The organism is Veillonella sp. ICM51a (assembly GCF_000524355.1).
GTDB lineage: Bacteria > Bacillota > Negativicutes > Veillonellales > Veillonellaceae > Veillonella > Veillonella atypica.
The window spans coordinates 45,183-59,472 of the sequence record NZ_JAPX01000046.1 but is presented as its reverse complement, the minus strand read 5'-3'; the positions used below and the strand labels follow the sequence as shown (position 1 = coordinate 59,472).

General features: G+C 36.9%; 13 protein-coding genes. All 13 read left to right on the top strand.

The window, feature by feature from the left end; genetic code table 11:
* Window positions 1-87 precede the first annotated feature (87 nt).
* Window positions 88-1,320, top strand: coding sequence for an ISL3 family transposase (locus HMPREF1504_RS08330; protein WP_016475902.1), 1,233 nt, complete (start codon window positions 88-90; stop codon window positions 1,318-1,320).
* 325 nt (window positions 1,321-1,645) lie between these two features.
* Window positions 1,646-2,344: a polysaccharide biosynthesis/export family protein gene (locus HMPREF1504_RS08325; RefSeq protein WP_038125044.1), complete on the top strand. Its 699-nt coding sequence runs from the start codon at window positions 1,646-1,648 to the stop codon at window positions 2,342-2,344.
* Window positions 2,345-2,390: 46 nt separating this feature from the next.
* Entirely contained in the window at window positions 2,391-4,217 is a 1,827-nt protein-coding gene (locus tag HMPREF1504_RS08320) for a nucleoside-diphosphate sugar epimerase/dehydratase (protein WP_038125042.1), read from the top strand.
* Between the two features lie 50 nt (window positions 4,218-4,267).
* The gene (locus HMPREF1504_RS08315) at window positions 4,268-5,707 is read left to right on the top strand and encodes a GumC family protein (protein WP_038125040.1); all 1,440 of its coding nucleotides are present in this window, start codon (window positions 4,268-4,270) and stop codon (window positions 5,705-5,707) included.
* Between the two features lies 1 nt (window position 5,708).
* The gene (locus HMPREF1504_RS08310; RefSeq protein ID WP_038125038.1) at window positions 5,709-6,329 is read left to right on the top strand and encodes a CpsD/CapB family tyrosine-protein kinase; all 621 of its coding nucleotides are present in this window, start codon (window positions 5,709-5,711) and stop codon (window positions 6,327-6,329) included.
* A 22-nt stretch (window positions 6,330-6,351) separates the two neighbouring features.
* Entirely contained in the window at window positions 6,352-7,551 is a 1,200-nt protein-coding gene (locus HMPREF1504_RS08305) for a DegT/DnrJ/EryC1/StrS aminotransferase family protein (protein WP_038125036.1), read from the top strand.
* A complete protein-coding gene (locus HMPREF1504_RS08300) occupies window positions 7,548-8,234 on the top strand; it encodes a sugar transferase (RefSeq protein ID WP_038125034.1) in 687 nt (228 codons plus the stop codon). The genes HMPREF1504_RS08305 and HMPREF1504_RS08300 overlap by 4 nt, the downstream gene beginning before the upstream one ends.
* A 9-nt stretch (window positions 8,235-8,243) precedes the next feature.
* On the top strand, window positions 8,244-9,104 hold the full coding sequence (locus tag HMPREF1504_RS08295) for a phosphorylcholine transferase LicD (RefSeq protein WP_005384240.1): 861 nt from the start codon (window positions 8,244-8,246) through the stop codon (window positions 9,102-9,104).
* A 17-nt stretch (window positions 9,105-9,121) separates the two neighbouring features.
* Window positions 9,122-9,841, top strand: coding sequence for a 2-C-methyl-D-erythritol 4-phosphate cytidylyltransferase (locus HMPREF1504_RS08290; RefSeq protein ID WP_009660935.1), 720 nt, complete (start codon window positions 9,122-9,124; stop codon window positions 9,839-9,841).
* On the top strand, window positions 9,822-10,889 hold the full coding sequence (locus HMPREF1504_RS08285; protein ID WP_038125033.1) for an NAD(P)-dependent oxidoreductase: 1,068 nt from the start codon (window positions 9,822-9,824) through the stop codon (window positions 10,887-10,889). Before HMPREF1504_RS08290 ends, HMPREF1504_RS08285 begins: the two co-directional genes overlap by 20 nt.
* Window positions 10,882-11,949, top strand: a complete 1,068-nt coding sequence (locus HMPREF1504_RS08280) for a glycosyltransferase (RefSeq protein ID WP_038125031.1) — start codon at window positions 10,882-10,884, stop codon at window positions 11,947-11,949. The genes HMPREF1504_RS08285 and HMPREF1504_RS08280 overlap by 8 nt, the downstream gene beginning before the upstream one ends.
* 47 nt (window positions 11,950-11,996) lie before the next feature.
* Window positions 11,997-13,268 (top strand): O-antigen ligase, encoded by a 1,272-nt coding sequence (locus tag HMPREF1504_RS08275; RefSeq protein WP_038125029.1) that lies wholly within the window; start codon window positions 11,997-11,999, stop codon window positions 13,266-13,268.
* Entirely contained in the window at window positions 13,222-14,154 is a 933-nt protein-coding gene (locus tag HMPREF1504_RS08270; RefSeq protein ID WP_038125027.1) for an ATP-grasp fold amidoligase family protein, read from the top strand. The genes HMPREF1504_RS08275 and HMPREF1504_RS08270 overlap by 47 nt, the downstream gene beginning before the upstream one ends.
* The last annotated feature ends 136 nt before the right edge of the window (window positions 14,155-14,290 follow it).

Sequence of the window (14,290 nt, the reverse complement as noted above, 5' to 3'; positions counted from 1 at the left end):
ATATTTTTTTGCAAAAAAATAAGCATATAAGGCTCACATGCTTTACAATAAAAGTGTCAAAGTCCTAAAGAAAGGATGTGAGCTTATATGCCTACTACTGATTATACTGAATTTTTACATAATGTAAAACAAGAATATATTACAAATAGCTATGAATTAGACGGAATATTTATTTTTGACATAGAATTACCAGCAACATCACATATTTGCCCAAAGTGTGGAGAAAGCACAAAGCATATTAAGGATTACCGCATACGTACTGTAAAGTTTGGAAAAGTACAACGAGGTCCACTAATTGGAAAATACAGACAGCGTCGGTATATTTGTCCGCATTGTGGTCATTCTTTTGCTGAAAGCAATCCATTTGTACGAAAACATATGCAACTAAGTGTAACTAATATTAGAATGCTATTTGATAAACTTACTGAAAGTGTAACCTATACAGCTATTGCTAACGAGTGTGATACATCTATTACTACAGTATTACGTTATTGCTCTATGATCACTATACCTAAGCCCAAGACCTTACCCACTGTGATTGGTATTGATGAGTTTAAAGGAAATGCAGAAGGCTACCAATACCAAGTTAATTTAACTAATCCAGATACACATGAAATATTAGATATTTTACCGAAACGTGATACGCAAGCATTAATCCACTATTTTGCATCATTTAAACATAAGGATCGCCTACAAGTTAAGTTTATTGTAATGGATATGTCCATACAATTTAAGCGCATCATGGAGGCGCTATTTCCACATGCGCATATTATCTGTGATCGATACCATGTATGTCGACTTGTAGATTGGGCGGTAGAGCGAGTTAGAAAGCGTGAGCAACATAAACTGGCTGCTTATTCACGTATGTTAAAACAGAATCGACGTGTACTAATGAAGCATCCAGACCATTTAACGGAAGCCGAACATATTAAACTATGTGAAATACTCAGAATATCTGATGATTTACGAAAAGCATATGCTTTAAAACTTTCTTTTAGAAAAATCTTTTCAATCTATGGTAAACAAAGAATAGCTGCACATTTAACGCATTGGATGGAATTAGTAAAAGCATCTGGCTTAAATGAATTTAATAACTTCTTTACATCATTTCCTGCATGGATGACGCAATTAACTAATGCATTCTTACTTCCATATTCTAATGGATACACAGAAGGAACTAACAACAAAATTAAAGTATTAAAACGGATAAGCTATGGACTTCGCCACTTTGGTAGATTTAGAGTACGTATTCTACTTTTGAGCAAAAAGAATGGCACCAACCATAACTATGATTGGTGCCAAAGAAGACTCGTAGGGTGAATACCCCAACATTTGACAGAGAGCCTTTTTTTTTGCAAACTCCTAAATATAGAAATTTTTTATTAGTAATAGAAATATATAGAGCAAAACAACACTTCGATATGTGAAGAAAAATACACATATACGGGTAAGCATTAAACATAGATAATTTCAGTATTCTTGATGCTTCATGAAAACCATATAAAGAAGCTTCATCTTGCTTATATAGTAGTTACAAAGAAACGATGATAAAATATGTGTACGATAATTAATTAAATATTAAATTTATTTAAATAGTTGTGTTAAGGTGTTTTGTTAATTGAAATGAATGCTATGAGGTGCATGTATGAATCAAAAATGGATTGCTTTATCTCTTGTCATAGGTACGATAGCCACTACGGGTTTTGCAAAGGATGTTTCTCCTGTAGTAGTTACAACATCAAATATGAATACGTCTGCATCTACAATTGGTTCTGATCAAGAGTATCGTCTACGACAAGGGGATGAACTCATGATTGATGTAGTACAACAAGCAGATTTAGGTGCAAATAAAACTTTCACCATTCGACCAGATGGATATGTATCCATTCCTATGGCAGGTAATATTAAGGCGGATGGAATGACAGTAGAAGAATTCACCCGAAATGTATCTAACGCATTATCCATATACATTATCAATCCTGATGTGTCGGTTAATGTTACAAAATTAGGTGGCGTTCGCGTTTATGTATTTGGTGAAATTAATAAACCAGGTGCTTATACATTAACAAAATCGAGTACCGTTATTGATGCGATTGGGGTCGCGGGTAGTTTCAACTGGGATACGGCTAAGAAGAAGATATTCTTAATTCATCAAAATGATCCTACAAAACCTATTGAAATCAATTTAAATAATATGCTGAAAACTGGTGATATGTCCCAAAATTACGTTATGCGTGAAGGCGATATCTTGTACTTAACTAAGAACAGTAAGATTAGTCTCTCTAGAGATATTGCTCCTATTTTGACAGGTGCTTACATGGTATCTCGCATAGGTAAAGACTAATTAGTAAAAATAGTATCATATGTAAGTCATATAAGGGGGGCTTTCATTGCGTTCATATTTATTACCCGGCTTATTACTTATTGTAGATGTTATTACTATTATTGGTGTGGCATTGATCAGTTTGCTTATACGATTTGATGGTTATATAACATCACATTATCTGTATCAGATGATAGATGCATTGCCTATAATGGTAATCTCCTATATTGTTATGCTTTTGTCCATGCATCTATATACGCGCATATGGCGCTATGCAGGTATGCGCGAAATGGTTGCTGTATTGATTGCGACCACCTTGGGAGCAGGACTTTTCTATACAGGGATGTATGTATTTGATAAATCTTTACCTAGATCCATATATTTGATTAGCTGGATTCTTAGTACCGGTGTTATCGGAATTGGTAGAATGGTGCTCCATTATATTGCCATGCGATATGGTGGAAAACAAAGTACTGATGCTGATATGGTAAATACCTTAATCATTGGCGCAGGTGATGCGGGTGCCACAATTGCTCGTGAAATTGAACGGTATCATAAACGGTCTCGTAAGGTAATTGGTTTCATCGATGATGATGAATCTAAATTCAATCGTCTAATGGGCGGCGTTCGTATACTAGGTAATCGTCATGATATCCCATCTATTGTAAAAGAACATAAGGTGAAAGAAATTATAATTGCCATGCCTTCTGTTACACGTAATGAAATCAGAAATATCATGGAAATCTGTTCGCCTCTTAAATGTAAAGTCAATACATTACCGGGGATGTATCAATTGTTAGATGATGAGGTACTAGTATCCCATTTACATCCTGTATCCATAGAAGACCTATTAGAACGTGATGAGGTTCGTCTCGATATGGATATTGTAGAACATTATATTCGAGATAAGGTTGTACTTGTTACTGGTGCTGGTGGATCTATAGGTTCAGAAATTTGTCGTCAAATTATGCGTGTTGGCCCTAAACAGCTCTTATTGTTAGGCCATGGTGAAAATAGTATATACCTTATCAATCAAGAGTTGAAAAATATATATAAAGACGACCCGATTATACCAATTATTGCAGATATTAGAGATAAACAACAATTAGATCAAATTTTCACTCAATATAATCCGCAAGTTGTATTCCATGCAGCAGCTCATAAACATGTACCATTAATGGAAATTCAACCAATGGCTGCCGTTTTAAATAACATTTATGGCACAAGAAATGTAGCCGACGTCGCAGGTCGCCATGGTGTAGAACGGTTTGTTATGATTTCTACGGATAAAGCCGTCAATCCAACTAGCGTTATGGGTGCCACAAAGCGTGTCGCAGAGAAGGTTATCATATCTATGAATGATACATATGATACGAAATATATTACTGTTCGTTTCGGTAATGTGCTCGGCAGTCGCGGTTCCGTCATTCCTTTATTTAAAAAACAAATTGAAGCAGGTGGCCCTGTAACTGTTACAGATCCAGAAATGACACGGTATTTTATGACCATACCAGAAGCCAGTCAGCTCGTGTTACAAGCTGGTGCTATGGGTAAAGGTGGAGAGGTATTCTTACTTGATATGGGCGAACCTGTAAAGATTATTGATTTAGCAAGAAATATGATTCGCTTATCAGGATTGGAACCTGATAAGGACATTCATATTAAAATTACAGGACTTAGACCAGGTGAAAAGAAATATGAAGAATTACTTACCTCTGAAGAAGGAACCAATCGAACGAATCATACAAAGATTTTTGAAGCCGCATTAGATACCGTTGATCGTGATTGGTTGATAGATAAAATTGCTACCTTTGATTCTTGTGAAACTGATATGGATGTAATTGGCGTATTACAGGATATTATTCCAACATATACACCTAACCATAATATTTAAGCGGAAAGAGAGACCGCGGTGTTGTATGCCTACTTGAAAGGGGTATTGGGATGGAACAAATTATAGATATAAAAGATATAGCCAAGATTCTTGTTAGAAAACGGCGAACTATTATAAATGTGACTGGCATTTGTATTCTCCTTGGCGGTGCGTACTTAATCGTAACACCATCTACCTATCAGTCTACAGCTATGTTGCGTATTAAACAGACGCAAGGCTTAGGTAATTCAGTGCTATCTAGTGACCCAAGCTACTCTGATACGATGGCTCGTCAATTGATGAATACTGATGCAGAGATTTTAAAAAGTCGTAATGTTGTGGAACCTGTTATCAATGAAATTGCCGGAGATAGTAGTAAGCTACCAACGTATGAAGAATTTGTTAAAAATCGTATTGAGACAAAGCCATATAAAGAAACACAGTTATTACAAGTTAGTGTGACTGGTAAGTCCCCAGAAGAGGCACAAGAAGCTAATCAGTTATTAATTGATACATTTTTAAAACGCTTAGCTGAGTTATCCCAAGTTGAACAAAAAGCGACTCGTGAGTTTTTACAAAAAAGAGTGGTAACAGCGAAGGAGGAATTGTCTGAAGCAGAGAAAAAGCTCCAACAATTTCAAGTAGATAATAAAATTTATTCTACCAATGATCAAATGAAGGGGCTTACAGATAAGATTACGTTAATCGATCGTGAAAAGGCACAAAATAAGCTCGATTTAGAAACGGCGCAAGCTGCATTAGGTAGCATTAATGCGGATTTAGGTTCGGCAGGTGCTAGTATTGCAGATAGCTCAACGGTACAAGCTTATAAATCACAACTAGCAGATTTAGAGGCTCGTAAGGCAAGTTACGTAGGTAAATATACTGATTCACATCCTGCAATGAAGGAAGTAAATGATCAGATTGCTAAAGCACAAGCCGGTTTACAACAGGAAATCGATGCTATTGTTTCACAGCAAGCTCCATCAAGTAACTCCGCTCAACAAGGTTTATTAACAGATAAATTTAAAAATGAAGCTGCTTTAGCAGTAGCTCAAAGTAAAGCGGCTACGTTAGCTGATTTAGATAAAGATAACGAAGATGCGATGAAAGCACTCCCTGAAAAGGAACGGGGGTATATTCAAGCTAAGCGTGATGTAGATGTAGCCCAAGATATTTATGAAATGCTTTCTAAACGTCTGGAAGAAGCTAAGGTGGCAGAGGTTATGGTACCGAATGAGGTACAAATTGTCGATGCTCCTACATTACCAGAAAAAGCGATTGCTCCTCGTCGTGTACTTGTTATGGTTGCCAGTGCTATTATCGGTTTAATTTTAGGCTGTTTGTATACATTAGTTAACTCCTTGCGAAATCGTAGAATACAGACTGCAAAAGATGTTGAAGATATGTTACAGGTGCCAATGTTAGGTGTCATTCCTAATCATAGAAAATCGGTAACAGAAGAACCTAAGAATAAGGTGTTGCGTTGGTTGTACAAGGTGAGAGGTTAAGATGGATACGATACGATTAATTTCAAATGAATATGGTGATACTCCTCTTGTGGAATCTTATCGAACATTGCGTAGCAATTTACAGTATCGCTGTAATGCAGAAAATAGAAAAATGTTGTGTGTTACATCTGCTACAACAGGTGAAGGTGTATCGGAGGTGGCCGCTAATTTAGCGATTTCTTTATCCAAGAATAATGACAAGGTGCTGTTAATTGATGGTAATTTACGCAATCCAGTGCAACATGTTGTATTTGATGTAAAAAATCAAGGATTAACAAATCATATCATTATGGATGAAGATTTGACGATTCATCGTCATGTGATGCCTCATCTAGATCTAATTACCAGTGGTGTTGCAGTGGAATCTCCGTCAGAGGTGGTTGATTCCCATCGATTATATACGGTATTTGAGTACATTCGTGATGAATATGATGTCATCATAGTGGATACACCATCGGTGTTAAGTGTTACAGATGCCTTGGTAATAGCTGAGAAAGCTGATGGGGTTCTCTTGGTTGTAAAAGGTGATTATGTTCAACCTGATGATATGGCATTAGCGAAACAACGATTAGAGCAAATTGGAGTAGCTATTATCGGATCAGTGTTTATTGATATGGAATAAATGGAAAGTATAGGTGAAAGCTATGAAAATTAATTTCTCTCCTCCAGATATTACAGAATTAGAAATCAATGAGGTGGTAGAAGCGTTAAAAAGTGGTTGGATTACAACTGGACCACGTACTAAGGAATTAGAACGACGTATTGCAACGTATTTAGGGACGCCAAAGGCAGTATGCTTAAATTCAGCAACTGCAGCCTTAGAAATGATTCTTCGCGTATTGGGTATTGGACCAGGTGATGAAGTTATAACTAGTGCTTACTCTTATACGGCTAGTGCAAGTCCTGTAGTTCATGTAGGGGCAAAACTAGTATTAATCGATACAGCACCTGATTCTTATGAAATGGACTATGATAAGGTGGCTGCTGCCATAAACGATAAGACAAAGGCCATTATTCCTGTCGATATCGGTGGTGTACCTTGTGATTATGACCGTTTATTTACAATTGTAAATGATGCAAAATCTTTATTTGTACCAAGTAATGATATACAACGTGCTTTAGGTAGAATTCCAATCGTCGCAGACTGTGCACATTCTTTTGGGGCAACCTATAAAGGGCTGCATACAGGCAATGTAGCTGACTTTAGTAGTTTTTCCTTTCATGCGGTAAAAAATTTTACTACTGCTGAAGGTGGGTGTGCTACGTGGAATCATATAGAGGGCATTGATGATGAAGCTCTCTATAAGGAATTTCAACTATTATCTTTACATGGTCAGGATAAGGATGCATTGGCCAAAACTAAGATGGGGGCCTGGGAATATGATATTAAAGGTACCTATTATAAGTGCAATATGACGGATATTATGGCTGCTATTGGATTGGCCCAATTAGAACGATATCCTGGCCTATTAGAACGGCGTCGTGAAATTATTGATCGATATAATGACGCGTTTAAAGATTGTCCTGTATCTGTAGTACCTCATTATACGGATGAGCATATGAGTAGTGGTCATTTATATTTAGTGCGTATCAATGATGCAACCATAGAACAACGGAATGAATTAATTGAACGAATGGCAGAAAAAGGTGTTGCTACAAATGTGCATTATAAGCCAATTCCAATGCATACGGCTTATAAAAAATTGGGATTTTCTATCGATGATTATCCGAATGCATATGATCAGTTCAAAAATGAAATTACATTGCCCCTTCATACTAATTTGACAGATGAAGAGGTAAGCTATGTGATTCATACATTTAAAGAATGTTTAGGTGCATTATGATTTGGAAATCATGGCAGGAGTTGCCCGATGATATGCGATGTGAAGCAGTTCGTCCTTATTACGACATCTTAGCATCCAAACGTCGTGATTTAATGATTAAGTCTGTATTTGATCGTTTAGTGGCAGCCATTCTATTAGTAGTATTAAGTCCCATATTTCTATTATTAGCGGTATGGATAAAACTAGATAGTGAAGGCCCTGTATTTTTTAGACAAGAACGGGTCACGCAGTATGGTAAATCCTTTAGAATTTATAAGTTTAGAACTATGGTACAAAATGCTGAACAGCTTGGTGCACAAGTTACGTCTAAAGACGATATGCGTGTTACATCTGTAGGACAGGCTTTGCGAAAATGTCGACTCGATGAATTGCCTCAGTTGATAAATATATTGGAAGGCACCATGAGTTTTGTCGGTACGCGCCCAGAGGTCCCAAGGTATGTAGCAGCTTATACAAATGAAATGAAAGCGACATTGTTACTGCCTGCAGGTGTAACGAGTGTAGCTAGTATTCGGTATAAGGATGAAGATACCTTGTTAGATGCGGCAGATGATGTAGATGATTGCTATATTCATAATGTATTGCCTGCAAAGATGGAATGGAATTTACGGAGTCTTAAAGAATTCTCGTTCATTGGAGAATTAAAAGTTATGGTGGAAACGGTATTGGCCGTTATACGTTAGAAAGGTAGTATGGCAGAAACAACAGCTCATGATATACAAGCTAAAGAATTGAATATGCTTTTAGTATTTAAAGAATTTTGTGATGCTCATAATCTACGATTCTATTTATGTGGTGGCGGTCTTATAGGGGCTATTCGACATAAAGGATTTATCCCTTGGGATGATGATTTAGATATTTTTATGCCTCGTCCTGATTATGAAAGATTGGCTGAACTTTGGCCTATACACGGTGATAAACGATATACCTATTGTAGGACAACGAGAGATAAAATCTATCATGATGCGGGTGCATCAATTCGCGATGAAGAAACGACTTTCATCAATCGCCATAGTGTGAATGAAGATATTTGTCATGGATTAGCCCTTGAAATTATGCCCATCGATGGCTGTCCCAAGGGTACTGTCAAACGATTCTTTCAATTAATGTGGGCCATGACCTTTGCCTTGTTTAATGCACAACGGTTGCCTGATAACAAGGGCAAGGTATATCGCATGTTGGCTGGGTGCATTTATAAGGTGATTTCTAAACCTTCGTGGCGTTATCACATATGGCGCTTTGCAGAAAAACAAATGAGCCAATATGATTTTGACACATCCCATGAAGTAACAGAACTAATCGGTAGTTTGAAAGGTATGAAGCTACGCCATCCACGCCAAGATTTTGATCACGTTGTATATAAGGAATTTGAAGGTCATCAAATTCCCGTTATGGCTGGTTATGAACGATACTTACGTTTGATTTGGGGCGACTATATGCAATTGCCTCCAGTGGAACAGCGTGTAGCAAAGCATGATGCCGTATATATCGATATGGATCGTAGTTATACCAATTACAAGGGCATTCATTATTTAGTAAATACACATCGTTAATAGTTAAGGGAGGTTCTATGAAAAGAATAGCAGTTATCTTTGCTGGTGGCGTAGGATCCCGTATGAAAAATGATAAAATGCCAAAGCAATTCCTTGAATGGAATGGTAAGCCTATACTGATACAAACACTATCCATTTTTGAAGAAGAACCCTTCATTGATGGCATTGTATTAGTGTGTAAGTCAGACTGGATGGATTATGCAAAGGCTCTGATAGCAAAAGAAGGCCTTCAAAAAATCGTATCCATTGTTCCTGGTGGCGAGACTGCACTGGACTCTCAATATAACGGTTTGCTTGAAGTGAAACGATTATATGGTGTTGATGATATAACAGTACTAATTCATGATGGTGTACGACCTTTGGTTGATCGTTCTACCATTGTTAGAAATATACGATCTGTTGAAACAAAGGGGAGTGCCATTACGGTAACTCCTGCTATTGAAACAGTTATGGTTACTGATGATGGAGAAATCAAAACAATTTTAAATCGTCAACAATGTTTGATGGCAAAAGCGCCTCAAAGTTTTAGGCTCGTTGATATTCTTTCAGTTCATGATACATCAATAGCTGAAGGAATTCATGATTTTATCGATTCTGCATCTATGATGATGCATTATGGGTATCCCTTGTACCCCGTATGGGGGGAACCTGAAAATATTAAGATTACAACCCCATCAGATTATTATATGTTCACAGGTATATTAAAAAATAGAGAAAGTGGAGGTGAGGGCAATTAATACGGTTGTTGAACGAGACATACAAGAAATTATAGGTGATTCTCACATATTTAAGGCGTTTCAGGATAAGACAATACTTGTAACAGGTGCTACAGGTTTAATAGGCTCTATGGTGGCTCGTTCATTAGTAGCAGCCAATGATGCCTACCATCTTTCATTACATGTCATATGCCATGTGCGCAATATAGAAAAGGCACATTCTATATTTGGGGATATTCTAAATTCACAAGCAATCACATTTATTGATAGGCCATTAGATTCTCTAACTGTAGCATGTGACTATATTATGCATGGGGCTGCCCCTACAAAATCTAAATATTTTGTAGAACATCCGGTGGATACGATTCGTACATCAATACATGGTACGGAACGTATGTTAGAACTGGGAAAAGAACAGCGGATTTTAGGTATGGTATATCTATCGAGCATGGAACAGTATGGTATACCTTATGAATCTGGTCAAGTTATGACGGAGGATCGCATTGGATATTTAGATCATCTAAACGTTCGTAGTTCCTATTCTGAAAGTAAGCGTATGTGCGAATGTTACTGTAAATCCTATGCTGTTGAATTTGGTGTTCCTGTTAAAATCGCTCGCCTAGCACAGACGTTCGGCGCTGGTGTACTGTTAGATGATAATCGGGTGTTTATGCAGTTCACCCAACATGCCTTGGATGGTCGTGATATTATCCTTCATACTAAGGGCGATTCCATGTCCAACTTCTGTTATATTACGGATGCAGTGCGGGCCATTATTATTTTGATGACCCAAGGTGATAAGGGCGAAGCTTATAATGTGTGCCATGACGAGGAAACTCGTAGTATTGCTAGTATTGCCAATTTAGTAGCGTGCCATGTGGGGGGCGATAAAGTTTCTGTCGTCTTTGATATACCTGAAAATGCGTCCTCCTTTGGCTATGCGCCTACAGTTCATATGTTTTTAAATTCTAGGAAGATGCGCAATCTATCATGGGAACCAAAGGTAACAATGAAAGACGCATATATACGTTTAGCCGAATATATCACAGAGGAGCGTCAAAATGGGTAAAGAAATTATTATTGTTACGATTTCCCTCGGTAATGATGGTGCTGAACGTATTTTAACAGAACTGGCTCGCCAATGGCATCATGATGGACACGAGATTACAGTTATTCAAACAAGTCCTAATCGCTATGGCACCGAATATGCATTGCCAGAAGGTATAGAGCAAATTCAAATACATACGACCAGTTCCAATAAGATTCTTCGATTTTTACAAGAAATTAAAGTACTTATTGGCATATTAAAACAACGTCCTAATGCAACGTGTTTATCATTTCTGAGTGCGTCCAGTTTTATATTAGCTATTAGTTCGTGGTTTGTGAAAAATCGCATGGTATTTTCTGAACGAAATAATCCACGTAAGGTGCCTGTCGGCAAACATCAACAAATGCTTCGAGACTTTGCGTTTCGATTTGCTGATGCCTTAGTATTTCAAACTGAAGATGCGAAATCATATTTCTCTAAGTCTATACAAAGCCGTGGGCATATTATTCCGAATCCGATTAATGGCAATTTACCAGAACCTTATGAAGGGGAACGTGAAAAGATTATTGTAACCGCATGTCGATTGCATCCGCAAAAGAATTTACCTATGATGATCAATGCATTTAGCATGTTGGCAGATGAGTTTAAGGATTATAAACTTGTCATTTATGGTCAAGGTGTTCTAGAGGATGAACTTCGTCAACAAATTGCAAATTTAGGATTAACAGACAGAGTTCTTTTACCGGGGTTCGCAACTAACATCTTGGAACAAGAGCGACCATGTACAATGTTTGTGTCATCGTCTGACTTTGAAGGCATATCTAACTCCATGTTAGAAGCTATGGGAATGGGGCTACCTGTAGTTGTTACAGATTGCCCGGTAGGCGGTGCGCGTATGGTCATTCAAGATGGGGTCAATGGATTACTAGTGCCTGTAGGGGATACGAAAACGATGTATGAAAAAATGAAATCCATCTTAGCAAGTCCTGAGTTGGCTAAACGTATATCTGTTGAAGCAATCAAGGTGCGAGATACATTCCCACTAAGTAAAATTGCTAAACGTTGGATTGATATTTTATAGAAAAATTAGTGTTGTGATGTACATATATTGAGAGAAGAGGGACAGTATTGAAGTTAAATATTACGACCATATCTAATCGTCTTATATGGTTTATAACATTAGTATTTCTTGTACTTTCATTGACTATATCGTTCGCCCTCGGCGATGCAGATTACGGTGCCTATGTGCTATTTGTATGCTTGTTTGGATTAATACTATGTTATCTCGTACGAGATCAGGGGCGAATTACAGTGTCATTTACATGGATGCATATGTATATGCTACTATTCATAGGCGTTTGCTATCTTAGTTCTCTAAATGCTCTTGATCCATCTGTAGCCATGAGTAGAAGCTTTGATATTGTAAAAATATTTTGTATGCTCATTGTTTTGTATATGTGTTTTCAGCGAGAAAAATCAGTTGATTCCTTATTGAAAATCGGTATGTGGACAGGATATATTGTCTGTTTCTATACGGTGTATTACTATGGACTCGATTATTTTATCAATGTTCTTTCATCATCGGCTCGTATAGCAAATGACGCATTAAATGCAAATACAGTAGGACTATTAGGTGCCAATGCTATTGTAATGACCGTGTATTATATGATGTACGATAAACCGCGATGGTGGAACATCATAGCATTACCAATATTAGGTATATTGGCGGCTACAGGTAGTCGGAAAGCATTGGTATTTGTCGTTATAGGTATCGTTTTATTATTCGTATTCAAAAGCTTTCGTAGTAAAAATATTGTTAATTCCTTAGCTAAATTAGTAGCTTATTTGAGCATATTAATTATTGCTTTTATAGGTATATTACAGCTACCTATTTTTAGTGAAGTATTAGAACGTATGAGTTCCATGGTAGATGCTTTCACAGGCACTGGTGGGGATTCTTCTGCTATTGTTCGCATGGCCTTAGTCGATATTGGTTGGGATTTATTTCATCAGTCTCCAATTATAGGTGTTGGGATTAATAATCCTGCGGTATATACATACTCTATTTTCGGTCGAGAAAATTACTACCTTCACAATAATTACATTGAATTACTGGCGGGTACTGGTGTTATAGGTGTGGTCACATACTACTCCATGTATGCCTATCTCGTTTATAACATGATACGATATCATGATTTTCACAGCAATGAATATGTCATGGTATTTATATTACTTATGTCTCAATTAGTTATGGATATGGGTTTGGTTTCCTATGAAAGTAAAAGTACTTACTTTTATATGATGTTATTTTTTATAGAAGTTCAGATTTTACGGACTAAAAGGAAGAAATTACATGAACATACAAACAATCTTGACCAAGGGAAAGCGGTTCATCTCTGATCCTTATTACCGTTTACGGGTGATGATAAAAATGGGTGCTTATGATTCCTTAAGCGATGAAGCGTTTCTACGAAGGATATTTCCTCAATATATGGGATATCCATTAAATTTAGATAATCCACAGACCTTTAGTGAAAAGATGCAGTGGATGAAATTATATGATCGTAAATCCATATATACTACTATGGTTGATAAGTATGAGGCTAAAAAGTATTTAGCTGATAGGATTGACTCAAAGTACATCATTCCTACTTTAGGTGTATGGGATTCTTTTGATGAAATTGATTTTGATGCATTACCGAATCAGTTTGTACTGAAATGCACTCATGACAGTGGTGGTATTGTAATTTGTAAAGATAAGTCTAAGTTTGATAAAGAAGGAGCACGTCAAATTATTAATAAATCTTTACAGCGTGATTTTTATCTTATAGCTCGTGAATGGCCCTATAAAAATATACGCCGCCGTATTTTAGCAGAAGAGTATATAGATGAGTTAGGGAATGCAGATTTATTAGACTATAAGATGTATTCCTTTCACGGAGAACCAAAGCTAACTGTAGTTTGTTCTGAACGATTTTCTAAAGGTGGAACACGTATGAACTATTATGATGAGGATTGGAATTATATTAATCTTTCCGTTCTTCATTATGAGCCCTCTAACAAAATATTTGAAAAACCGCCACACTATGAAGAAATGAGATCATTATGCCAACAATTATCTAAGGATTTTCCGTTTTTACGGGTTGATTTTTATGACGTGAATGATCATCTTTATATTGGAGAATTAACATTGTATCCTGGCGCAGGATTTATAAAGATGGAACCAATGGAGTTTGATTACGAAATGGGAGAGTGGTTACATCTTGAAGGTATACATCGGAGCTGATTTTGTTCCTACAGATATAAATCGTATATTATTCGAAAATGGTGATATGGAGTCTATAAATTTAAAATCACCTACAAAAACGATTAATGGGTTTACAGCGATACAGAATTATTTGTCATGTGAAGCGCATCATGAG